Raw genomic sequence first — 23355 nt, forward strand, 5'->3', positions numbered from 1 at the left:
AATCAGGAGCAATAAAAAATGCCAAAACGTACCGACATAAAAAGCATCCTGATCCTTGGCGCTGGCCCGATCGTTATCGGCCAGGCGTGTGAGTTCTACTACTTAGGTGTCAGGTGTTCAGGCGTGTAAAGCGCTGCGTGAAGAGGGTTACCGCATCATTCTAGTCAACTCCAACCCAGCCACCATCATGACAGACCCAGAAATGGCCGATGCAACCTATATTGAGCCAATCCACTGGGAAGTGGGGCGCAAAATCATCGAGATCGAGAAAGAGCGCCCGGACGCGGTGCTACTGACTATGGGCGGCCAGACGGCGTTGAATTGCGCGATGGAACTGGAGCGTCAAGGCGTGCTGGCCGAGTTTGGGGTGACGATGATCGGTGCCACTGTCGGATGCTATCGACAAGTCTGAAGACCGACGCCGTTTCGATATGGCGATGAAAAAAATCGACCTGGACACCGCGCGTTCTAGCATCGCCCATACCCTGGAAGAAGCGATGGCAGTGGCTGCTGAGGTGGGTTTCCCCTGCATCATCCGCCCTTCTTTCACCATGTGTGGCACTGGTGGCGGCATCGCCTATAACCGTGAGAAATTTGAAGAGATCTGCCAACGCGGCCTCGACCTTTCGCCGACCAAAGAACTGCTGATCGACGAATCGCTGATCGGTTGGAAAGAGTACGAGATGGAAGTGGTGCGCGATAAAAACGACAACTGCATAATCGTCTGCTCGATCGAAAACTTTGACGCCATGGGCATCCATACCGGCGACTCCATTACCGTCGAGCCAGCTCAAACTCTGACCGACAAAGAATACCAAATCATGCGTAACGCTTCGATGGCGGTGCTGCGTGAAATCGGCGTAGAAACTGGCGGCTCCAACGTGCAATTCTCGGTCAACCCGAAAACCGGCCGTTTGATCGTGATCGAAATGAACCCTCGTGTGTCATGTTCTTCTGCGTTGGCCTCGAAAGCCACCAGCTTCCCGATCGCTAAGGTTGCCGCCAAACTGGCGGTGGGCTACACCCTTGACGAACTGATGAACGACATCACCGGCGGTCGCACGCCAGCGTCATGTGAACCGTCCATCGACTATGTTGTGACGAAAATCCCTCTTTTCAATTTTGAGAAATTCGCCGGAGCCAATGACCGCCTAACCACCCAGATGAAGTCGGTCGGTGAAGTGATGGCTATGGAATCGTTACAGAAAGCGTTGCGTAGCTTGAAAGTGGATGACACTGGCTTCGACCAGAAAGTGAGCCTTGATGATCCAGAAGCATTGACCATCATCCGCCGCGAACTGAAAGATGCCGGTGCGGATCGCATTTGGTACATCGCAGATGCCTTCCGTGCTGGCCTTTCAGTCGATGGCGTATTCAACCTAACCAATATCGACCGCTGGTTCCTGGTGCAGATTGAAGAGCTGGTACGTTTGGAATTAAAGAGCTGATACGTTTGGAAGAGCAGGTGGCGGAAGTCGGCCTCAATGGCCTGACACCGGGCTTTTTGCGCACCATGCAGCGCAAAGGTTTTGCCGATGCGCGTTTGGCAAAATTGGTGGATGTCGCCGAGAGCGAAATTCGCAAGCTGCGCCACAGAAACAGCCTACACCCAGTTTACAAGCGCGTAGATACCTGTGCGGCAGAATTCGCCACCGACACCGCCTACATGTACTCCACCTATGAAGAAGAGTGCGAATCCAACCCGACACACGGCCGCCGAAAAGTGATAGTTCTGGGCGGTGGGCCGAACCGTATCGGCCAGGGTATCGAGTTCGACTATTGCTGCGTATACGCCTCGCTAGCGCTGCGCGAAGACGGCTACGAGACCATCATGGTTGGAAACCGTCTCTACCAACTATGACACCTCCGATCGTCTGTACTTCGAGCCGGTTGTACTGGAATACGTGTTGGAAATCGTACGTATCGAGCAGCCAAAGGGGGTGATCGTGCAATATGGTGGCCAGACCCCGTTGAAAAATCGTCTTGCGCCGTTACTTCCAAAATGCAGTCATCGTCTCTAACGATGCTCAGGTGCTGTTGTATTGCTTCCTGAATGACGCAGTGGAAGTGGATGTCGATGCTATCTGTGATGGTGAGCGTGTACTGATTGGCGGCATCATGGAACACATTGAACAGGCAGGCGTGCATTCTGGTGACGCCGCGTGTTCTTTGCCAGCATACACCCTAAGTAAGGACAGTCAGGACATAATGCGCCAGCAGGTAGCAAAACTGGCGTTTGAATTACAAGTACGCGGCCTGATGAACGTGCAATTCGCGGTGAAAAACCTATAAAGTCTACCTGATTGAAGTTAACACGCGTGCCGCACGTACTGTGCCGTTCGTCTCCAAAGCTACCGGTGTGAAGTTAGCCAAGGTTGCTGCATGGGTAATGGTGGGCAAAACACTGGCTGAGCAGGGTGTCACCGAAGAGGTTATTCCGCGTACTACTCGGTGAAAGAAGTGGTGCTGCCATTTAACAAATTTCCTGGTGTTGATCCGATCCTCGGGCCAAAAATGCGCTCTATCTGGGAAGCGATGGGGGTGGGACGCACCTTTGCTGAAGCCTTCTCCAAGGCGATGCTTAGCAGACAGTCAGGCATGGAGAAACAAGGCCGTGCGCTGATATCGGTGCGTGAAGGCGACAAAGTGCGGGTGGTGGATCTGGACATCCACCTATTGCAGCAGGGCTTTAAGCTGGATGCGACCCACGGCACTGCTATAGTACTGGGCGAAGCGTGTATCAACCCACGCCTGGTCAACAAGGTGCACGAAGGCCGCCCGCACATTCAAGACCGTATCAAAAATGGCGAGTACACCTATATCGTCAACACCACTGCGGGTCGCCAGGCGATTGAAGATTCCAAGCTGATTCGTCGCAGTGCGCTGCAAATAAGGTGCACTACGACACCACGCTGAACGGCGGTTTCGCCACCGCGATGGCGTTGAAGGCTGATCCGAATGAGCAGGTGATCTCAGTGCAGGAAATGCACGCGCGCCTCGGCAAGTAATTGCGTGATGCCATAACTCTCGGCCTTCGCCGCGTCGCTTGGGGAGGGGGTGCGGAAGGGGGCGCATATGCTGATGCTGCATGCCGGCATCAACATTAATAACCTGTTCCAGTAGGCAATTTTATTTGCCATTTTGGTTCTGGGCGGTGCGCACCCTCCTCAAGGACTCCCTTTGTACACTGCGGTGGTTGCGCGCTGTCCTTGCCCAAACTGGCTGCAACAATGTACGCCTACTGGCATAGGCTCTAAGTAGGCGTTGTTGCTGACGGCGGTTTTTATCGGCATGATCGGTATCTCCTAGTCGCTAGCCTACCCGAAGGTGTTTACCGTCTAAGCGGGGTCCCAATGTTCCCCGGCATTTCCGCCTATACCGCGATAATTATGGTGGTGGAGATCTGGCACCTGGGCTATAGTGAGGCGTGGATAGAAACCATGATCACCCATTTTCTTAAAGCCAGTGCTATCGACAGTGTACTGTCTATCGGCCTGTGGCTTTAGCCTAAACGCCCAGGTGTATGAAACCCAGCCGCGACTCATCGCTGGTGAGTCAATAGACCATTTCATCTACCCATCCTGCTTGATTCGCCTATCGACCGCAGAGGAGCCTTTACGTATAGTGTGAGCAATTTGCTGCCTACACAGGGTTAAACAATGATTATCAGCCTGATTGCTGCCTTGGCGGCGGAGCGTGTTATTGGTATGGAAAACGCCATGCCGTGGCACCTGTCGGCCGACTTGGCGTGGTTTAAACGCAATACGTTGAATAAGCCGGTCATTATGGGGCGCAAAACCTTTGAATCCATTGGCTACCCATTACCGGGGCGGCATAGCATTGTATTGAGCAGCCGTTTGGGCAGCGAGTCTGGGGTTACCTGGGTGAGTTCTCTGGATGATGCATTGGCTGCTGCTGGGAACGTGGAAGAAGTGATGGTGGTGGGTGGTGGGCGTATTTATAGCCAGTTCCTCGTACGCGCTAATCGCATGTACCTGACGCATATTGATGCTGAAGTTGGTGGCGATACTCATTTCCCAGATTATGAACCGTACGAATGGGAAACCTTGTTCAGAGAATTCCACGATGCAGACGAACTGAATTCTCATAGCTATTGCTTCGAGATCTTGGAACGCTGCTGATTGTTGGGCATTCAACCTAATCATGAGGGCGCAAAGGATTGCGCCTTATGACGTCTCTGTGAGCTCATGCGGGGCGGTAATCATTTCTGCTCGGCTTTGTTGAACAAATCAGATTTTGGTTCAGCAGTTCCGTGACAGATTCATCAAATCGTAACTAATAAAAATCACATTTCTCTCAATGGAATGACGCCATCTATATTGATGACATTAATAAAATCCTGATCGTGACTAACGATAAGAACGCAGCCGGTAAATCATTCAACGCCTGAGCTAACAGTTTTCTCGACTCCATGTCCAGATGATTTCCTGATTCATCACGTATCCGGTATCTGTAACCTGACCGAAAAAGTTTATGCAAAGCAAGACGTGTAAGCTGACTACCGCTTAATACGTCACAGGGCAAGAAATGGTCCGTAGGGAGTTCCATCGCCAATATTTGGCGCTCGATTTCCTCTTTCAACAGCCAATTATCACTAATCATGTCAAAGTCGGACAATGCACAGTGACCATCACTGACTCTGCTAAGAGCCAGTAGAGTATCATTTACGCCGAGAAAGTCGCATATTCTAAGCTGCGATAAATAGGATTTATCAGTACTTATTTGAGATAACCTCCCCACCTTTATTATGATGCCCTCATCGCCGCTTTTGCTATATCAGCAAGAGAGCTTTCAAAGCCTGGCTGTTCGACATGGATAAAATGGAAAAGGAAGAAAGCAATGATATACAGCGTCGTATAGGCGTTGTTGAATAAATCGAACTTTTGGCCGGGACGAGGATCCGATCACTCTCCTTCTGTCAACATAGCGACATTCCGTGGCCCAGCAAAAGTTCAACATCACCAACTGGAAGGCTTACAACAACGCCCTTATCACTCGGGGTTCACTCACTTGCTGGGGGGATGAAACGGCACTTCACGCCTGGTACTGCGAGGCAAAACCTTCTCTGCGTGGTCGCACACCGCATTATTCCGATATGGCAATCACCAGCGTATTGATGCTGAAACGGATTTTCGGCCTGACACTTCGCGCCCTCCAGGGCTTCGTCGACTCCATTGTCACACTGATTAAAGTGCCGTTGAACTGCCCGGACGACACCTGTATCAGTAAGCGGGCGAAGTCCGGCCATGTCCCGTTTAAAACCCCAACGCCGGGTGAAATTGCGCACCTCGTTATCGACTCTAGCGGGCTCAACATGTTGGGTGAAGGGGAGTGGATGGTAAAAAAACACGGTCAGGAAAAACGGCGGATCTGGCGAAAACTGCATTTGGCCGTAGATACAGAAACACATGAGGTCATCTGTGCTGACCTTTCCTTGAGCAATGTCACCGATACCGAAGCTTTCCCAGGTCTTATCCGCCAGAGGTACCGTAAAATCAAAGTCGCCTAGGCGGATCGGGCTTAGGATACGCGAGTGTGTGATGATGAGTTAAGGGGCAAGAAGCTCAAGGTGTTAATACCGCCGAGAAGCGAGCCCGTTATTGGTCGGCAGTATGCAGAACGAAATCAAGCGGTGGCGAACCAGCGCGTTACCGGAGACAACACACGGTGGAAAAGTATCACAGGCTACCACCGACGTTCGATAGCGGCAACAGCGAGGTACAGAGTAAAACAGCTATTTGGTGGTCACCTGTCGCGGCGAGATTATGATGGGCAAGTTGCAGAGGCGCTGGCCATGATCTATGCATTAAACAAGATGCCGCTCGCCGGTATGCTGAAAGTGTACTCCTTGCCTGAAAGATGCCCATTCACGGGACTCTTTATTCCAAATCCGATTTATTCAACAAAGACCCGGTAGGGTATAAAGCCATGGTAAAATAACCCTGGCAAAATTTGAACACGATATAACGCATCGAAAAATCCATCGGATAGGGGGCGGTTGAATTCAGGCGGTGGCTTTCAGCCAACATTAAACGGCTAAAACCCGCCTACGAATCGTTGTGCTGCACAAACACTGTTAATCTCGCTGCGACAGCAGTAAAACCTTTGCCCAGTGCTAAAATTTGATATAGCCGAAGGAAGTCTTCGGCCAGCGGTTGCCGCACCGTCTGAAAACGCTGGCTGACGACCAATTATGCTTGTCATACGGTAGAACTGCATGCCTTGGTGGGAGAGAAAGTGCTGAGGAAAGTTAGCACCCCAAGTGATAATAAAAGTGTAATATCTAGAAGTATAATGCACCGAATATTGATTAATCACTAAATTTGGTGGGGGCCCTGCCAGCTACATCCCGGCACACACGTTACCTGCTGCGGCTGCTTCCTTCCGGATCTGACCGAGTCCACAATTTAGTGTTGCGCGAGAACCAATAAGGCCCCCATTGACTGCTTTTGTACTTCAAAGCGCTGGCATTATCAGTGATGGTTCGTCAAATAGCAAGCCAAGCAAAACCAACTGCTGTTTTCTTACTCGTTTCACCTATAGCATACTCTCTACCTGATATTTTACTCGCGCAGGGAAACAAAATGCACCCCATAGCCCCCTCCTTAGCCAACGCGTGTTCCATGTGGTGGCCGCCATTCCTTGTGGCAAGATCACCACCTACGGTGAAGTCGCACGGCTGGCGGGATTGCCGCGCGCAGCGCGTCAGGTCGGCGGTGTATTACGACGTTTGCCGGAAGGCAGCACCCTATCCTGGCATCGGGTGATGAATCGCCATGGACAAATTTCGCAGCAGGGCGAAGACTTTCAGCGGCACAGGCAGCTTTGCTAATGATATCAATCACGTCATCCAATTGGTCGTCGGCAATGGCGATGTCAATCTTTACTTTAAGTAGGAAGTTGACGCTGTATTCTGCGCCACGATAAAGCTCAGCATGTCCTTTCTGGCGGCCAAAGCCTTTTACTTCAGTGACAGTCAGCCCCTGAATACCTACAGCCGATAAGGCTTCACGCACATCCTCCAGCTTGAATGGTCTGATCACTACGGTCACCAGCTTCATAATTGTTCCTCTACTAAAAGCTCAAACTCACCCTGATACAGAATTTATCAAGCAAAAACTATGCCATAGATGGTTTAGTACATGAATTCAGCAAATGACTCTGTGGACCGACAACCTTGAGGAATGTAGCGCCTTACCGCCAGTCATCACTCAAATATTGCACACTATTTTGGTGCGTAATGCTTCGGAAAAAGGCGCGGAAGGGACTTGAGGAGCTACGCCCCACTCTCCTGGGATCAAGCGGATTTGCTTTCCTCGCGGGCCAAAAGCGCCTCACCCACCTGTTGCAATTGATACATCTGGTAGTAGCGCCCCTGCTGCCCCAGCAGTTGCAGATGATTGCCCTGCTCTACTACGTGGCCACGGTGGAGCACCAGAATTGAGTCAGCATCGACAATAGTCGATAAACGGTGGGCGATCACTATCAGCGTGGTGCGCTCACGGATCAGACGCAGCGCATGCTGGATGGCCTGCTCGGTTCCCGAATCAATGTTGGCCGTCGCCTCGTCGAGGATCAGGATCTTCGGTGCCTGCACTAGTACCCGTGCCATCGCCAGCAGTTGTTTTTGGCCGACCGACAAGTTATTACCTTGCTCGCACAGCCTGGTGTGAATGCCCAGTGGAAAGCCGCGTACCAGATCGGCCAAATGCACCGTCTCCAGCGCCTGCCAAACCGTTTTTTCGTCGATATTACGCCCTAACGTGATATTGGCCAGCACCGATTCGGCGATCACCGCTGGCTCCTGCTGCACCATGGCCATACCCTGACGCAGCGCACGATGCGATAGACTGGACAGCAGACGGCCGCCGAGGCGCACCTCGCCTTCATTGACTGGATAGTAGCCCATTAGCAGGTTGACCAATGTGCTCTTGCCGCTGCCGGTGTGGCCGACTAGCGCCACGAAACCGCACCTAGGCACCGAAAATGAAATATGCTGCAACACCTTTTTATCCGCGCGATAGGCGAAACTCAGGTCTTTAACATCGATGCTGCCGCTGGTCAGCGGATAAGTTTCCGAACCATAACGCTGTTGGCAGCGATCCATCAGTTCAAAGACGCGTTCGCCAGCCACCAGCGCCTGCTGCAAAATAGACTGCTGCGAGGTCAGCTCGATCAGCGGTTCGTTCAAGCGCCCCAAATAATTGATAAAGGCATACAATACGCCGGCGCTTATCGCACCTTCACCGCTCAAGCCGAACAGCATCAACAGGCCGCACAACACCAGCATCGAAAACAAGCTAATTAGTGGCCGCAGTAGAAAACCGTCCAGCCGCAGAGTTTGCATGCGCGCGGTGTAATGCATTTTACTGGCTGCGCGCAGACGCTCACCGAAGCGGATCTGCTGACGGAATTGTTGGATGACACTCATGCCGTTAATAACTTCATTAAAACCGTCGTTGATATCCGCCAGATAGCTGCGCACCCGCCGCACGATCGGCGCACTGTAGTACTGATAGATGCCCATTACCACGAGTACTGCCGGGAAGATGCAGATCGCCACCAGTGCCATGCGCCAGTCGAGGATGAACATTGCCACCAGCATGGTACCGATCAGCGCGGCACTTTTCAGCACAGTGGAGACCACCATCACGTAAAGATCCTTGATAACCTCGGTATCGTTGGTAACGCGTGAGATCAACTGCCCGACCGGCTGGGTGTCGAAGGCACTGAGCGGCTGGCGCAGCGCGGCGTCCATCACATCGGTGCGCAAACGCTGCACCACCCCCACCGCCGCCTGATTGAAAAACAGCGCCTGGAAATAATGCAGCGCCGCCGCCAGCAGTTCCAGCAGTACATAGGTCGTCGCCAGCCCGCCGACGATTGCCAGCGGCAGTTGCCCTTTGGCAACGTAGTTATCGATAAAATAGCTGATCAAGATTGGCCCAGCGACTTCCGCCGCTGCCGCCACCCATAGCATCAGCACTGTAATCCCAAGCGGTTTGCGGTATGGAAATCCGTAAGCCAGCAGCCGTTTTAGCGTCGGCCACAGCTTTTGCACTTTATTCATTGGCTAACGCTTCCTCACCGCAGTCCGGCACTTCATCCAGCGCCGCCTCCAACTGCTGGTAGCGGTACATATCGCGATACCAACCTGGCTGAGTCGCCAGCACTGGGTGTTCACCACGCTGCGCCACGCTACCATGCTGCATCACCAGGATCTCGCTAGCTCCGGTCAATGCCGACAGCCGGTGCGCACTGATAATCAGCGTGCGATCCTGCCCCCAACGGCGCAAGTTATACAGAATTTGGTGCTCAGTACGACCATCTACTGCTGAAAGTGCATCGTCGAGGATCAGGATCTCTGTGTCCAGTAACAGCGAACGTGCGATGGAAATACGCTGCTTTTGACCACCAGAGAGCATCACACCGCGTTCGCCCACTTCAGTTTTATAGCCCTGTGGCAGACGCAGGATATCCTCGTGCACGCTGGCCATCCGCGCCGCCTGTTCAATCTGCTCTTGCGTCGCTCCCGGATTGCCTAGCGCAATATTGTTCGCCACGCTGTCGGAGAATAAGAATGGCGTCTGACTGACCACCGACAACCGCGAACGCCAATCATCAAGCTTGACCTGGCTCAGCGGCAAGCAGTGGTAGCTTATCTGACCAGCGTCAACGTCGAACTGGCGCTGGATCAGTGACAACAGCGTCGATTTACCGGCCCCCGTTGGCCCGCACAACCCTAGCATCTGCCCAGGCTCTAGCCTCAACATGACCTTGTGCAACGCAGACAGCTTACTCTCTGGGTAATGAAATGCTCGGATATCCGCCACCAATACGCCACGGCCAGCAGGCAGCGGCAGTTGACCATCTTGTACCGTCGGTGCTTCTGCAAGCAGGCTACAGATACGGCTGTATGCGGCACTGCCGCGTTCAACGATATTGAACATCCAAGCCAGCGCTAACATCGGCCAAACCATCAGGCCGAGATACATCACAAAGCTGGTCAACTGCCCCAGAGTTAGAGAACCGTTCACTACCATCCAACTGCCGCCGCCAATAGCCAACAGATTAGAGGTGCCGATGGCGATATAGATCGTCGGGTCAAAGCATGCGTCAACCCGCGCCACATGCATGTTCTTCGCACCTGTCTGCACCGCCACTTCGGCGAACTGCTTGGACTGGTGATCTTCCAGACCAAAGGCTTTGATCATGCGGATGCTGGTCATACTTTCCTGCGCCTGCGTATTCAGGCTGGAAAACGCCGCCTGTGCCGATTTAAAGCGCTGATGCAGTTGGCCGCCGTAATATTTGATAGCGATCGCCATCAGCGGCATTGGGATCAAAGACAGGAGTGTCAGTTTCCAACTAATTTGGGTGCTCATCACCACCAGCACTATCACCCCCATCACTAGTGAGTCCACCAGTGTCAACACGCCTTCACCAGCAGCAAACACCACCCGATCCACGTCGTTGGTGGCACGCGCCATCAGATCGCCGGTGCGGTGACGCAGGTAGAAGGCCGGGTTCTGGTAACTAAGCCGACGGTAGAAATTCTCGCGTAGCTCTACGGCCAACTGATAAGACGCGCCAAACAGCAATACCCGCCACAGGTAGCGCAGTAGGTAAATAATAATCGCGGAGCCAAGCATCAGCCCAAGCCATGCCATCAGCACGCCGGTCGACATCTTTTTTTCGGTGACACCATCCACGATAATGCCTACCAGTTTGGGCGGTAACAGTTGCAGAATAGCGATAACGATCAGCAGCACCACTGCCTCCAGGTAGCGGTGCCATTCTCGGCGAAAATACCAACCGATTTGAGCAAATAATCTCACACAGTTTGATTCCATGATTGAATAGGTTTTATCTTTTGCTCTGCTCCAACACAGCAGGATACCACCGATGCAGCGTCAGTTTGGTGAACTTTTCACTCTGGCACTGGCAGCGCGGTGGTATATTTTATTTTCTCCATGGCGAAGCTAGAAGTGACGTCAACCAGGCCTGGCACGCCGTTGACTAGCCGCTTGTAAAAGATGTCGTAGCTCTTCATATCCGCCACTTCTAATTGCATCAAGTAGTCGTATTCACCCGCCATGCGGTAGAACGCTAACACCTCGGGAATTTGGGCAGTCAGTTGAACAAACGTCCGATACCACTCGCTGCTGTGCTGCTGGGTTTTAATCAGCACAAAGGCAGTCAGCCCTAGACCCAACTTTTCGTTGTCCAGCAGCGCCACTCAGCCACGGATATAGCCTTCATCTTCCAGCTGTTTCAGCCGTTTCCAGCATGGAGTGGAGGTTAAATTGACCGCTTCGGCCAGCGCCTGTAGCGATTGGGTGTAGTCCTGCTGAAAAATAAATAGCAGCTTACGGTCTGTTTTATCTAGCATATCGCCAATCCAGAGAAAATTTTTCTCCATTCAAACAAAAATGAAGGTTGAAAAGCAATATTCTTTCCTAATTATTGGGCTTTGTTGAATAAATCAGATTTGGAATAAAGAGTCCCCTGAAGGGGCATCTTTCAGGGGACTCTTTATTCCAAATCTGATTTATTCAACAAAGCCCCGTGTAACATCAACATAACGATAAGACGTCTGGCATAATTTTGGTGTTTTCTGGATAATTTTTTGCATCTAAAGTCGTTCATGTCGGGGTATGGGTGCTATGCTCGACATTACTCAGTCCAGTTGTGAGGGTTTGTGATGTTTGTCCATTGATCAGATCGCTCAAACTGGATTGAGTTCCTTCTGTGATCTACTATTTAGCGCAGGTATTTAGTCGGTATTGACCTAACGGGCAGTGGTAGCGTTTCGTTGTATTATTGATGGGAGAAGGCTTGAGTTGATACAGGGTATGTGATGTAATATTATTACATCACACATTTTCTCTTTATTCTTGTTAGCCATGAAATTGACATCGACATCTCGATATGACACCGAAACATCATTTAATACCTTGTTCACCGCCTCAGCAGTACTGCGCTGCGAAATTGCCGTTGTGCTGTTAGCTTTGCTATGGCTGGGCATTCGTTGGGCTGTAGCGTTGCCATGATCACGTTGCAACAGGCCGAGATCGGTTATGGCAGTGTACCGCTGTTCCCACCGCTTAGTGGCCATTTTTCTACCGGCTCTCTGACGGCGGTCGTAGGGGTTAATGGCACGGGCAAATCCACATTGCTAAAAACGTTGGTTGGGCTACAGCCCTTGCAAGGCGGTAGCCTGCATTTCAGTGGCACTCAACCGCCACGAATGGCCTACTTGCCTCAGCAGACGGAGCTGGATCGTCAGTTCCCGATACGGGGCAGCGATTTGGTTGCGATGGGAAACTGGGCGAAAAATGGCATGTTCGGTGCGTTGAGCAAGTGTGCGTCGCGGCATATTGCCGAGGTACTGGAGTTCGTGGGTATGACTGCGATGGCGAGCAGACCGGTGGGGGAACTATCCGGTGGTCAGTTGCAACGGGTATTGTTTGCGCGTCTGTTGGTACAGCAGGCACCGCTGATTTTACTGGACGAACCTTTCACTGGTATCGACAGCGCTACCACCCAATTGTTGGTACAGGTTATTGAGCAACTGCACCGGCAGGGACGGACGCTGATCGCCGTGCTGCACGATATGTCGCTGGTGACCAATCATTTCCCTCAGGTACTGCTGTTGACGCCGCAGTGTTGCCATTGGGGAGATGCTGATCGGATTTTGGAACATATTCCAGCGTTGAATATTGCCAGCCAACCTCAGTGCCAGATGGCGGTGGTGTCATGACGCTGCTTCACCTGTTGCTTGATCCCTTCGTATCCTTTGGTTTTATGCGCCGTGCTTTGGTGGCCTGTTTGGCGCTGTCTCTCAGTGCAGCACCATTGGGGATTTTTCTATTGCTGCGGCGTATGAGTCTGGTTGGTGATGCGCTTTCTCATGCAGTATTGCCTGGTGCGGCGATAGGCTATCTGATTTCCGGCATGTCGCTGGTGGCGATGGGGGTTGGTGGGTTTATTGCTGGGTTGGCCGTGGCGATGTTGTCAGGTTTGGTCAGCCGCCGCACGCCGTTAAAGGAAGATGCCAGCTTCGCCGGTTTTTACCTTGGTTCTCTGGCACTGGGAGTGACGCTTGTATCGTTGCGTGGTTCCAGCGTTGATCTGCTACATGTGCTGTTTGGCTCGATTTTGGCGGTTGGGACTCATGCCATTTTGATGGTTGGTGCGATAGCCAGCTTTTCATTATTGGCTTTAGCGGCGCTGTATCGTGCGTTAGTGATTGAGTCTTTTGATGTTACTTTTCTGCGGGTCAGTGCGCCGCGCTGGCTAACGCTGATACATGGGCTGTTTCTTGCGCTGGTGGTGATCAATCTGGTGGCTGGTTTTCAAATCCTCGGCACTTTGATGTCGGTGGGGCTGATGATGCTGCCCGCTGCCAGTGCGCGTTTCTGGGCGCGTAATTTGCCATATATGCTGGCGGTGGCGATGGGGATCGGTATGCTTTCCAGCCTGATTGGTCTGGAATGGTCGTATTACGCCTCGCTGCCTGCTGGCCCGGCCATCGTGCTGAGCGCCAGCATGATCTTTTTTGTTTCGATTTTATTTGGGTCGTTCGGCGGGATCTACTCTTGCGCGCGCCGTTGAGAAGTGCTACTTCCAGGAGGAAAAAGTATGAAACGTTTACCTATATTGCTGGCAGTCGCTGTTCTGCTGTCCAGCCCACTGGCAATGGCGAAGACTGTCTATACCGTTGCCAGCTTTTCTATCCTCAGTGATATTGTCAAGCAAGTGGGGGGAGAGCACGTCAAAGTTAGCACGCTGGTAAGGCCAGGCGGCGATCCGCACAGCTTTGAACCTTCACCGCAGGACAGCAAGTTGTTGTCACAGGCTGACGTGGTGTTCGTTAGCGGCCTAGGGTTGGAAGGGTGGCTCGATCGTTTGGTTAGCGCTTCGGGTTATCAAGGACGGGTAATCATCGCTTCACAGGGGATTGACACGCGGCAGATGGAAGAAAATGGTGAGAAAATGACCGATCCTCACGCCTGGAATAGTATGAAAAATGGCGTTCAGTACGCCACTAATGTGATGAATGCCCTGATTGCTGCCGATCCGCAAGACGCCAACTATTTCCGCCAGCGAGGAACGGAGTTTATTCAGCAGTTGCAAAAGCTGGATCTGTGGGCTAAAACGCAGTTTGCTGCGGTGCTGCTAGAGAAACGTAAGGTGCTAACCAGCCACAATGCTTTTGGTTACTTTGGGCATGAGTATGGTGTCACCTTCCTTGCCCCGGTTGGTTTTTCTACCGAAGCTGAAGCCAGTGCCAGCGACGTAGCCAGCTTGATTAAGCAGATCAAGCAGGAAAAGGTCAGCGCCTATTTTATTGATAACCAAACTGACTCGCGCCTGGTAAAGCAAATTGCGGCTGCCACTAGGGCCAAGGCGGGTGGGGAGTTGTATCCAGAGGCATTATCAAGTACACATGGCCCAGCAGCGACCTATGTGCAGGTATTCAAACATAATGTCGATGTATTGCTCGCTAGCATGAAGTAATGATTATCAGTCTTGTTAATATGGCAGGGCGCTTTTAGTGTTTAGCTTCTCTATAGAGTAGAAGGCGGGGTTACTCCTGCCGTTCTCTTACACCACCATAGGTGCGGTTCCGTATACGGTGGCTCATTGTTAACGCTGGAACTGACGCTGGAGTTCCCGTAGTGATAACCCCCCCTCCCAGGCTTTTGAGAACCCTTGCTTCGGGAACATAGAGGGTTAATGTGGCTTGCCCCTGAGTTCCACCACAGACCTCGTTGGTTTACCGCTGATATCCACACTCTTTCCTTTGTGAGTCCGTTTCTCATTAGCCTTTTTGCTCAGGCATACGGCCTTTTCTTGTTCCTCCATAATAGGCAGCGAACCTTCCGCCGTTAGACCTTGAACCACAGACACTGTTGTACGAGATCTGCAGCTTCCTTCAGGTCTCCTCTCACACAGAGCACACTTGGCAGTTGGCTAACACTTCCTTTTGCCGGGTGTGTAGAGGACTTTCATCTCCAAGTAACAAACTTGATCACCACAGTCAGACTGGTTGCGCTCACGTGTAACGCGCCATGCACGGCGTATATAAAAATCTATGGTCACCCCCATTTCGCAACACTGATTTTTGACGAATGGTGGGCTTGCTTAAATCTATCCGGCGTCTCTGTGGGAAGGGAGGGATGCCCGCGCCTCGATGAGTTATGCGCCTGGTGAACCTCATTTCTCAGCTGGACAAAATGCATTTACGGCCGGGATGCGGCTTCACATATCGCCTCTGCATCAACAAAATCATTTTTATTGCTCTTAACAAACGGGCGCAAAAATTGCGGAGAGATAAGTTTTGCTTTATGGATGCTATCACTGATACGCCGCGCCATAAAGTGTGCTCCAGCACAAGCTTCCATAACAACAACCGAGGACGGGCATTTCGCCAAAAACTGCATTAGCTTTGTGCGCGTAAACTTATTACGCGGAAGCGCTTTACCTGACTTATCTTGGCTAATGAATGTGGAAAGAATGTTTACCGAGATCGAGGCGTTGTTGAATAAATCGAACTTTTGGCCGCCACGAGGATTAGATCACTCTCCTTTTGTCAAAATAGCGACATTCCTTGGCAAAGCAAAAGTTTGATTTATTCAACAACGCCGTATTTCTGGTCTTTCCACTTATCGCTATTGGCGTTGAAAAAATGGTTAAAAATGCCACTATCAGCAACGCCTCACTGTGGCTTATTCTGCCATTATTAATCGGAATTTTACTGACGCTCTATAGCAACAAAGCGGCGAGCTTAAAAAAAAGTCAGCTCATTAAGCCAAGGCTGTAAGTATAAAAACCCGAGTAGCGATACCTGAAAATCTGTAATAAAACTCATCATTCAGCCGTAACTGGCGCAGCACGGCTACGTACTGGAAGCACGCTATTACCCCCGGCAAGCGCTGGCAGAGCCTGGCACAAATCGCCCAGGCCGACCTGCGGCAGGTGGATAACCTGCTCGGCGAGGTGCCTGAAGTGACGCTGGAGAGTCGCTTGCAGTAAAATACCCGGTAGTGCGGCGTCTTGACCACAGAACGAGGACAGCGGCAACGGGAGATGGCTGCGGCAAATTCAGCCACTTCTGGCACCGCGCTTAGAGCAGTTGAAAAGTTACTATTGGCAGTTGATACGTGCTGTCATCATCCCTCCCTAGCGCCATTATCAATATTAAATCAGCGCGCAGCCGCGTATTCATGGCATAACGCTGACTGCCCATGGCTGGTTTCGATTTCTGTAGGGGCCGCCGCGAGTAGATAACCCAGAGCAACCCTCCGCAGGCTTAACATAGGCTTCTCCCCTGTGCCATACCATTATTTCTGCTACCATCGCCGCTGCAACGCATTTTTATCCTACTGCCCAATGGTATATACCCTAAATAATTCGAGTTACAGGAAGACGGCAAGCGCTTACATCGTTAAGTGACTAGGTTGAGCCAGGAAAGGTAACACACCGACAACTTGAAATATGGCCGGTATATCGGAAAAGGCAAAATCCAATAATAAGGTGATCGTATGAAGCGTGCAGTTGTCATTTTCAGCGGTGGACAAGATTCCACGACCTGCTTGATCCAGGCATTACAACAATATGACGAGGTTCACTGCGTCACGTTCGATTACGGTCAGCGCCATCATGCCGAGATCGCGGTAGCACAAGAGCTGTCGTTAACACTTGGTACCAAGGCGCATAAGGTGCTGGATGTAGGTTTGCTAAACAAACTGGCGATCAGCAGCCTGACCCGTGACAACATTCCGGTTCCCGCCTATAACCTCAACCAGAAAAATGCGCTGCAAAGCACCTTTGTGCCGGGCCGTAATATTTTGTTCCTAACGCTGGCGGCGATTTACGCCTACCAGATAGCAGCAGAAACAGTCATCACTGGCGTCTGCGAAACTGATTTCTCAGGTTACCCCGACTGCCGAAACGAGTTTATCAAAGCGCTGAATCAGGCGATCGTGCTAGGCATCGCCCGCCATATTCGCTTCGAAACGCCGCTGATGTGGCTGAATAAGGCAGAAACCTGGGCGCTGGCAGATTACTACCATCAGTTGGCTCTGGTGCGTCAAGACACACTGACCTGCTACAACGGAATTAAAGGCGATGGCTGCGGTGAGTGCGCGGCATGCCACCTGCGGGCAAACGGCCTGGCGCAGTACCAACTCAACAAGACGGAAGTGATGGCGGCTCTGAAGCAGAAAACCGGTCTAGCATGAAAAATAACGGTGGTTAAGAGTTTGCTTTATTGATTCTCTTCCAGTTACGTGAGCATCTGCCAGTGTTCGCCCAGTTGCCCCTCAATCATCAGCCGTCAGCCCCCACTAGGTTTTCAAGCCGTTGCAAATGTAGTGCATATAGTATCACCACTCTTTGGTTTCAGATGCTGCTCTTGCCATTAGGCTGTGTCCAGCAATGGCCCGTGAGCATCGCTGGAGATCATTTGAACATCCAGCAAGGCGCAGACTGGTGAGGTTTGGTGGGCCAAATAAGCAGTGCGTCACCTTGGGTGCCTAAATTGCCCCAGCCCTTAGGGGGGAAACCCCAAAGCTGGTACTCCGCGTTGTCGGGCTTGAACATAGGTCCGCAATGCCCTTGCACCTTCTGCCTTGATTAACGGCTTTTAGGTCTACGACGCTACGGTCAATGATGGAATACAGCCTAGCCCCCATTTGGCTACTCATACGTATCCACTAATGATTATAGAAAGAAGGGGCCATGTACGACCCCCTCACCCATTTCGTCAATAAATTAAGCTGATAAGACCGATAAAATATAGTAGCAAAAGAACTGCTGCAGTAGTGCTTTGCCGCGCAAGCGCTAACAGGATCATATTTTCAAGCGAGATCGGTTCTTTTCAAACAGCTCCGGCCCGATGCCCGGCACTTCCTGCAACTGCTCAATCTGAGTGAAAGGCCCATTCTGCTCGCGGTAACGAACTATGCTTTCAGCCTTTTTCAGGCCAATGCCTTTAAGTATTCTGGCCAACTGCTAAGCACCTGTTTGATTAATGCTCACTGCAGCCTCACCTGCCACCGGCATCACCTTACCTTGTCCTGGGTTTAGCTGCTGGCTGCGAAAACATCGGCGACGGCGATACTTTTTCAGCTATCGCGACCGATGAAGCCATCAGGCACATCAGGAACACCCAAGTGTAGATCCCATAATCATAAAGCGCTTTTTTTCTGTAAGTTGCATGCTGTATTCTCCTTGTATTTAACAGCAGGCTCACTTTGCCGCAGTAGCAAATGTTCAGCAATCGGCAGATTTTAGATATGTGGGAAAGGCCGCGAAAGCGGCCTTGGGTTATTGCAATGCGTTACATAAAAATGCCGTGGTTACTGAGGTTGATACTGCTCAGCGGCACCCATCTTGATTTTGGCGTCTTTACGCAGGCTCGCCAGCAGAGAGTAGAAGGTGCCGCTGGCGGCACTTTGTTCCATCTTGCTGACGAAATTTTTCATTTCATCGGCTGGTAACGAGCCTGGTTTAACAACATCAAGCGCGATCAACACCACATTGTCCTGACGATCCTGCGACATGCCATAAACCGGTTTACCTTCCTGTGGGTGCGGCAGTGCAAACAAATTTTCCACCAACGGGTTATCTTCTGAAGCACGCACCATCTTTTGCACGCTGCCAAAGCTCAGACCAGCGGCTTTCATAGCCTCGTCGCCCTTGCCCTGCTTCAACTCTACCAACAGCTGCTCGCCTTGCAGTTTCGCTTTTTCCAGCGCTTTGTTGTGTTTTACCCGTTCTGCTACGCGATCTTTAACCTGATCGAAAGGTTCAATGCCTTCCGCTTTGTGGGTAGTCACGCGCACCACAAATGCCCGATCACCCTCCACGCTAATCACGTCAGAGTTACTGCCCGGTGCACCGTTCTCGCCAATCAGTGAACCGTCGAAGATCGACTGCACTACCGGTTTGAAGTTCAGCACGGCGGGAATGCTTTCGCGGGTGAACCAGCCAGTTTGCGCCGCTTTCACGCCGGCTACTTCTTCAGCCGAGGCCAGGGATTCGTTGTTGCTGGTCGCCGCTGCGCTCACCTTCTGTTGCAGCGCGTAATAGGCATCTAGCGCTTTTTCCTGACGAACCTGTTTGGCGATGGTCTCATACACGTCGCTCAGCGGCTTCATTTTCTCAGGCTCGATATCATTCAGACGCACGATCAAATAGCCGATGGAAGACTTCACTACGCTGGACAGTTTGCCCTTTTCAGTCAGGTGAGCTTCTTTCAGCTCGTCGGCAGTGGTTTCCGGCTCCAGCCAGCCCAGTTCACCACCAGTGCTGCGTGAGATGATATCGGTAGATTTTTCCTTCGCCAGGATGGCAAAATCACCGCCTTTTTTCAGCTCACTGAGCACGGCGTTGGCTTCTTTCTCGGTTTTTAGTTGGATCACGCTGTAGTTCTTGCGCTCCGGCTGGCCATAGCTACTTTTGTGCCGATCGTAATAGGCGCTAATGTCTGCATCACTGACTTTCACTTTGTCTTGCATGGACACGGCGTCTATCGAGATATAACTCACCTTGATCTGCTCAGGTGCGATAAAGCTATTCTGGTTCTGTTGGTAGTAGGCTTTTAGCTCGTCGTCACTGACGTTCTGCTTAGCCTGCAACGCGCTCAGATCAATCATCGCGAGGCGCACATCTCGCTGCTGCAACAGCAACGCCGCCATGGCCTGGGACTCAGCAGGTAGCATGAAAACAGACTCGCCGAAGGCTTGGATCACTTGCTGGTTAACCAACTGCTTACGCATGGACTGCGCGAAATCATCTGCGGTGTACCCCATGCTACCGAGCAAGTCGAGATATTTGGCGTTATCGAATTGGCCGTCGGTCTGGAAGTAATGGGTCTTGCGGATGGCATTTTTGATCTGCTCGTCGCTGACGCTCAGACCTAATTTCTTGGCGTATTGGGCCAGCAGCATGTTATCGATCAGTTGTGATAGCACTTGCTGGCGCATCCGCTGCATATAGCCTTCATTGCCAGCCAGTACAGAGAACTGGTCACCCAGTTGCTGCTGCATGCGTTGGCGTTCGCTTTGGAAAACCTGTTCCAGTTGAGCGCGTTCAATCACCTGACCATTTACTTTCGCCGCATAATCGCCGAAGCCGCCGATCAGGTAATTACCCACCCCGGTCAAAATTAATGACAGGATGATCAGGGCCAAGATGATTTTGAGCGCCACGTGATTTGCAGCCGCGCGTAAATTTTCCATCATAGTGTGACAACACTCCGCTGTGATGTGGATTAACAACCCTTAGTGCAGGGGGTCCTCCCCTGCGACAAAAATATACAAGGCGCATCGTTACGATGCGCCTTGTATATTACCTTACCAGTCGCTTTACGTCAGGTGATTGTTTATTGCCATACCTGTTTCGCTATACGGTTAGACACAAGCTATCAATTGACTGCGTCTTTAAGCGCTTTCCCTGCGCGGAAAGACGGAACTTTGGCTGCCGAGATAGTGATCTCTTTCCCCGTTTGTGGGTTGCGGCCAGTACGCGCCGAACGCTCACGCACAGTGAAGGTGCCGAAACCCACCAAAGCCACATCATCCCCTGCTTTCAAGGAGTCTGTAACAGAAGCAATTACTGCGTCTAAAGCGCGCCCGGCTACCGCTTTGGAAATATCGGCACCTGTGGCAATATTGCCGATCAGTTGTGACTTATTCACTCTATCATCCCCTCTAGAATTCTATCGCCGCACCGAGAAAGACTTACGGTTGCAGCAGCGCAGCGGTTATATCAGTCCCGTCGAATCTTGGTAAGCCACCGACTTCTAGGTCAAACACAGGCCGACAGTGGCTAACTTAGCGGCACAAAAAAATACTGGCAAGTAAGAAATGGCTTATCAGCATAAGTTTTATCAATGGCTTTTGCTCTTCGTCACCGTTTTTACTGAGACTGGTAGTGCGCCGAAGGCTGGATTTTGCAAGGTAATGTTCAAAACCTCATCAATTCTCTGTACCGGATGAATCTCCAGATCGGCGATAACGTTGTCCGGCATTTCTTCCAGATCGCGCTTGTTCTCATGCGGGATCAGCACGGTTTTGATGCCGCCGCGATGCGCCGCCAGCAGCTTCTCTTTCAGGCCACCTATCGGTAACACTTGACCACGTAGGGTGATCTCACCGGTCATTGCTACATCAGCACGTACTGGGTTGCCAGTCAGGCAGGAAACCAGCGCGGTGCACATCGCAATACCGGCACTCGGCCCGTCTTTCGGCGTCGCACCTTCTGGCACATGGACATGAATGTCGCGCTTTTCATAGAAATCAGCGTTGATACCCAATTTTTCTGCGCGCGCACGTACCACGGTCAGCGCAGCTTGGATCGATTCCTGCATCACTTCACCCAAGGAACCGGTGTAGGTTAGTTTACCCTTTCCCGGCACACAAGCAGTTTCGATGGTTAGCAAATCGCCGCCCACTTCCGTCCACGCCAAGCCAGTAACCTGGCCTACGCGGTTTTCGGTGTCCGCACGGCCATAGTCAACGCGCTGCACACCCAGATAATCTTTCAAGTTGTCGCCATTGATTTTGATATGTTTGACTTTTTTGTCCATCAATAGCGTTTTCACCGCTTTACGGCACAGCTTGGAAATTTCGCGTTCCAGACTACGCACCCCGGCTTCACGGGTGTAATAGCGGATAATGCCGATAATGGCGCTGTCATCAACCACCAGTTCGCTTTGCTGCAACGCGTTGCGCTCAAGCTGCTTCGGCAACAAATGCTGCTTGGCAATGTTGAACTTTTCATCCTCGGTGTAACCCGACAGGCGGATCACTTCCATACGATCCAGCAACGGCACAGGGATATTCATCGAGTTTGAGGTAGCGACGAACGTGACATCGGACAGATCATAATCCACTTCCAGGTAGTGATCATTAAACGCCACGTTCTGTTCCGGATCCAGCACCTCAAGTAGTGCAGAAGCCGGATCACCGCGCATGTCGGAAGACATTTTGTCGATCTCATCTAGCAGGAACAACGGGTTCTTCACCCCGACCTTAGCCATTTTTTGGATAAGCTTACCTGGCATTGAGCCGATGTAAGTGCGCCGATGTCCGCGAATTTCTGCTTCGTCCCGCACGCCGCCCAATGCCATACGCACATACTGACGCCCGGTTGCCTTGGCGATAGACTGGCCCAGCGAGGTTTTCCCCACGCCTGGAGGCCCCACCAGGCACAGGATTGGCCCCTTGATTTTGCTGACGCGGCTCTGCACGGCGAGATACTCAAGAATGCGATCTTTGACGCGAGCCAGGCCATAGTGATCGGTATCGAGCACTTCCTGCGCCTTGAGTAAGTCTTTTTTCACCTTGCTGCGCGTATTCCACGGCACTTGCAGCATCCAGTCGATATAGCCACGCACCACGGTCGCTTCAGCAGACATCGGCGACATCATTTTCAGCTTTTGCAGTTCAGCTTCGGTTTTTTCACGCGCTTCTTTTGGCATTTTTGCCGCTGCGATCTTGCGTTTTATCGCTTCATGTTCATCCGGCACATCATCCATCTCGCCGAGTTCTTTCTGAATCGCCTTCATTTGCTCATTCAGATAGTATTCGCGCTGACTTTTTTCCATCTGTTTTTTGACGCGGTTACGAATGCGTTTTTCTACCTGTAGCAGGTCGATTTCCGATTCCATCATCGCCATCAGGTATTCCAAGCGTTCAGTAGTATTGAACATCTCCAACACCGACTGCTTGTCGTTAAGCTTCAGCGGCATATGCGCGGCGATAGTATCCGCTAGACGTGCGGCATCGTCGATGCTATTGAGTGAAGCCAGCACCTCCGGGGGGATCTTCTTGTTCAGTTTGATGTAGCCTTCAAACTGGTTGATCGCAGTACGCACCAGTACTTCCTGCTCACGCTCATCAATCGCCGGTGACTTAAGGTATTCCGCCTGGGCAGTAAAACACTCACCGCTGTCGGAAAGCGTGGTGATATGCACACGCTGGAGGCCCTCCACAAGCACTTTGACCGTGCCGTCCGGCAGCTTCAGCATCTGTAGAATCGACGCTACGGTGCCGACAGAGAATAAATCATTAATGCTAGGCTCATCCGTTGAGGCCTCTTTCTGTGCCACCAGCATGATCTGTTTATCATGATCCATTGCTGCTTCTAGGCAACGAATCGATTTTTCCCGGCCAACAAATAACGGGATCACCATGTGCGGATAAACCACCACGTCGCGCAATGGCAAAACGGGGATTTCAATGCGTTCGGAACGCTCAGGGTTCATAGAACTCTCTCTTAGTTTTAATTTCCGCCAGGTTTAGGGGGATCTCATAAGAC

The 23355-nt window shown here is 51.6% G+C and carries 13 protein-coding genes, 1 other RNA gene and 9 pseudogenes; 12 read left to right on the plus strand and 11 right to left on the minus strand.

What is annotated here, in order from left to right:
* The first annotated feature begins 18 nt into the window (after positions 1 to 18).
* Positions 19 to 3008, plus strand: a pseudogene (gene carB, locus AACL06_RS05060) (carbamoyl-phosphate synthase large subunit).
* On the opposite strand, the gene AACL06_RS05065 reads toward carB, so the two are convergent.
* Positions 2973 to 3140: a hypothetical protein gene (locus AACL06_RS05065; protein ID WP_339038190.1), complete on the minus strand. Its 168-nt coding sequence runs from the start codon at positions 3138 to 3140 to the stop codon at positions 2973 to 2975. The pseudogene carB and the gene AACL06_RS05065 overlap by 36 nt on opposite strands.
* Before the next feature lie 172 nt (positions 3141 to 3312).
* On the opposite strand from AACL06_RS05065, the pseudogene AACL06_RS05070 reads away from it, so the two are divergent.
* The 4 genes and pseudogenes from AACL06_RS05070 to AACL06_RS05085 all read left to right on the plus strand — a co-directional run.
* A pseudogene (locus AACL06_RS05070) lies at positions 3313 to 3506 on the plus strand (threonine/serine exporter family protein); the annotation flags it as partial.
* 153 nt (positions 3507 to 3659) lie between these two features.
* On the plus strand, positions 3660 to 4142 hold the full coding sequence (folA, locus tag AACL06_RS05075) for a type 3 dihydrofolate reductase (protein ID WP_339038192.1): 483 nt from the start codon (positions 3660 to 3662) through the stop codon (positions 4140 to 4142).
* A gap of 742 nt (positions 4143 to 4884) precedes the next feature.
* Positions 4885 to 5046, plus strand: coding sequence for a hypothetical protein (locus tag AACL06_RS05080; protein ID WP_339036508.1), 162 nt, complete (start codon positions 4885 to 4887; stop codon positions 5044 to 5046).
* A pseudogene (locus AACL06_RS05085) lies at positions 4979 to 5938 on the plus strand (IS5 family transposase). Before AACL06_RS05080 ends, AACL06_RS05085 begins: the two are co-directional and overlap by 68 nt.
* 416 nt (positions 5939 to 6354) lie before the next feature.
* Here AACL06_RS05085 and ffs read toward each other — a convergent pair.
* Positions 6355 to 6451: signal recognition particle sRNA small type (gene ffs / locus AACL06_RS05090), an RNA gene on the minus strand.
* Between the two features lie 186 nt (positions 6452 to 6637).
* Between ffs and AACL06_RS05095 the strand changes: the two are divergent.
* Positions 6638 to 6844: pseudogene (locus tag AACL06_RS05095) on the plus strand (MGMT family protein); the annotation flags it as partial.
* On the opposite strand, the pseudogene AACL06_RS05100 reads toward AACL06_RS05095, so the two are convergent.
* The 4 genes and pseudogenes from AACL06_RS05100 to AACL06_RS05115 all read right to left on the minus strand — a co-directional run.
* Positions 6840 to 7082: pseudogene (locus tag AACL06_RS05100) on the minus strand (P-II family nitrogen regulator); the annotation flags it as partial. The pseudogenes AACL06_RS05095 and AACL06_RS05100 sit on opposite strands and share 5 nt — an antisense overlap.
* Before the next feature lie 236 nt (positions 7083 to 7318).
* Positions 7319 to 9091 (minus strand): SmdB family multidrug efflux ABC transporter permease/ATP-binding protein, encoded by a 1773-nt coding sequence (locus AACL06_RS05105; protein ID WP_339038194.1) that lies wholly within the window; start codon positions 9089 to 9091, stop codon positions 7319 to 7321.
* Complete coding sequence (locus AACL06_RS05110) at positions 9084 to 10859, minus strand: SmdA family multidrug ABC transporter permease/ATP-binding protein (RefSeq protein WP_339038196.1); 1776 nt, start codon at positions 10857 to 10859, stop codon at positions 9084 to 9086. Before AACL06_RS05110 ends, AACL06_RS05105 begins: the two co-directional genes overlap by 8 nt.
* 92 nt (positions 10860 to 10951) lie before the next feature.
* Positions 10952 to 11413 (minus strand): annotated as a pseudogene (locus tag AACL06_RS05115) (Lrp/AsnC family transcriptional regulator).
* A gap of 657 nt (positions 11414 to 12070) precedes the next feature.
* Here AACL06_RS05115 and AACL06_RS05120 point away from each other — a divergent pair.
* The 3 genes from AACL06_RS05120 to AACL06_RS05130 are packed head-to-tail and all read left to right on the plus strand — an operon-like array spanning position 12071 to position 14544.
* The gene (locus AACL06_RS05120) at positions 12071 to 12784 is read left to right on the plus strand and encodes an ABC transporter ATP-binding protein (protein WP_339038198.1); all 714 of its coding nucleotides are present in this window, start codon (positions 12071 to 12073) and stop codon (positions 12782 to 12784) included.
* Positions 12781 to 13638, plus strand: a complete 858-nt coding sequence (locus AACL06_RS05125; RefSeq protein ID WP_339038298.1) for a metal ABC transporter permease — start codon at positions 12781 to 12783, stop codon at positions 13636 to 13638. The genes AACL06_RS05120 and AACL06_RS05125 overlap by 4 nt, the downstream gene beginning before the upstream one ends.
* Positions 13639 to 13665: 27 nt before the next feature.
* Entirely contained in the window at positions 13666 to 14544 is an 879-nt protein-coding gene (locus tag AACL06_RS05130; protein ID WP_339038200.1) for a metal ABC transporter substrate-binding protein, read from the plus strand.
* A 728-nt stretch (positions 14545 to 15272) separates the two neighbouring features.
* Here the strand turns inward: AACL06_RS05130 and AACL06_RS05135 are convergent.
* Positions 15273 to 15573, minus strand: a pseudogene (locus AACL06_RS05135) (IS110 family transposase); the annotation flags it as partial.
* A gap of 64 nt (positions 15574 to 15637) precedes the next feature.
* Here AACL06_RS05135 and AACL06_RS05140 point away from each other — a divergent pair.
* The 3 genes and pseudogenes from AACL06_RS05140 to queC all read left to right on the plus strand — a co-directional run bounded on the left by AACL06_RS05140 (position 15638) and on the right by queC (position 17270).
* A complete protein-coding gene (locus tag AACL06_RS05140; RefSeq protein WP_339038202.1) occupies positions 15638 to 15850 on the plus strand; it encodes a hypothetical protein in 213 nt (70 codons plus the stop codon).
* Positions 15851 to 15911: 61 nt separating this feature from the next.
* Positions 15912 to 16297: pseudogene (locus AACL06_RS10560) on the plus strand (SgrR family transcriptional regulator); the annotation flags it as partial.
* A gap of 274 nt (positions 16298 to 16571) precedes the next feature.
* Complete coding sequence (queC, locus tag AACL06_RS05150) at positions 16572 to 17270, plus strand: 7-cyano-7-deazaguanine synthase QueC (protein ID WP_339038206.1); 699 nt, start codon at positions 16572 to 16574, stop codon at positions 17268 to 17270.
* Positions 17271 to 17880: 610 nt separating this feature from the next.
* On the opposite strand, the pseudogene AACL06_RS05155 reads toward queC, so the two are convergent.
* The 4 genes and pseudogenes from AACL06_RS05155 to lon all read right to left on the minus strand — a co-directional run bounded on the left by AACL06_RS05155 (position 17881) and on the right by lon (position 23302).
* Positions 17881 to 18256, minus strand: a pseudogene (locus AACL06_RS05155) (ComEA family DNA-binding protein).
* Positions 18257 to 18389: 133 nt separating this feature from the next.
* On the minus strand, positions 18390 to 20276 hold the full coding sequence (gene ppiD, locus AACL06_RS05160; protein WP_339038208.1) for a peptidylprolyl isomerase: 1887 nt from the start codon (positions 20274 to 20276) through the stop codon (positions 18390 to 18392).
* A 182-nt stretch (positions 20277 to 20458) separates the two neighbouring features.
* Positions 20459 to 20731, minus strand: coding sequence for a nucleoid-associated protein HU-beta (gene hupB / locus AACL06_RS05165; protein WP_339038210.1), 273 nt, complete (start codon positions 20729 to 20731; stop codon positions 20459 to 20461).
* Between the two features lie 192 nt (positions 20732 to 20923).
* Positions 20924 to 23302 (minus strand): endopeptidase La, encoded by a 2379-nt coding sequence (lon, locus tag AACL06_RS05170; RefSeq protein WP_339038212.1) that lies wholly within the window; start codon positions 23300 to 23302, stop codon positions 20924 to 20926.
* Between the last annotated feature and the right edge of the window lie 53 nt (positions 23303 to 23355).

The sequence above is a fragment of the Serratia symbiotica (Periphyllus acericola) genome, assembly GCF_964019515.1.
Classification (GTDB): domain Bacteria; phylum Pseudomonadota; class Gammaproteobacteria; order Enterobacterales; family Enterobacteriaceae; genus Serratia; species Serratia symbiotica_D.

Excerpts from the sequence above, each read along its gene's own strand:
- AACL06_RS05065 (WP_339038190.1), bottom strand. The coding sequence starts at position 3,140 with ATGGCAAATAAAATTGCCTACTGGAACAGGTTATTAATGTTGATGCCG.
- folA (WP_339038192.1), top strand. The coding sequence starts at position 3,660 with ATGATTATCAGCCTGATTGCTGCCTTGGCGGCGGAGCGTGTTATTGGT.
- AACL06_RS05105 (WP_339038194.1), bottom strand. The coding sequence starts at position 9,091 with ATGAATAAAGTGCAAAAGCTGTGGCCGACGCTAAAACGGCTGCTGGCT.
- AACL06_RS05120 (WP_339038198.1), top strand. The coding sequence starts at position 12,071 with ATGATCACGTTGCAACAGGCCGAGATCGGTTATGGCAGTGTACCGCTG.
- AACL06_RS05125 (WP_339038298.1), top strand. The coding sequence starts at position 12,781 with ATGACGCTGCTTCACCTGTTGCTTGATCCCTTCGTATCCTTTGGTTTT.
- AACL06_RS05130 (WP_339038200.1), top strand. The coding sequence starts at position 13,666 with ATGAAACGTTTACCTATATTGCTGGCAGTCGCTGTTCTGCTGTCCAGC.
- queC (WP_339038206.1), top strand. The coding sequence starts at position 16,572 with ATGAAGCGTGCAGTTGTCATTTTCAGCGGTGGACAAGATTCCACGACC.
- ppiD (WP_339038208.1), bottom strand. The coding sequence starts at position 20,276 with ATGATGGAAAATTTACGCGCGGCTGCAAATCACGTGGCGCTCAAAATC.
- lon (WP_339038212.1), bottom strand. The coding sequence starts at position 23,302 with ATGAACCCTGAGCGTTCCGAACGCATTGAAATCCCCGTTTTGCCATTG.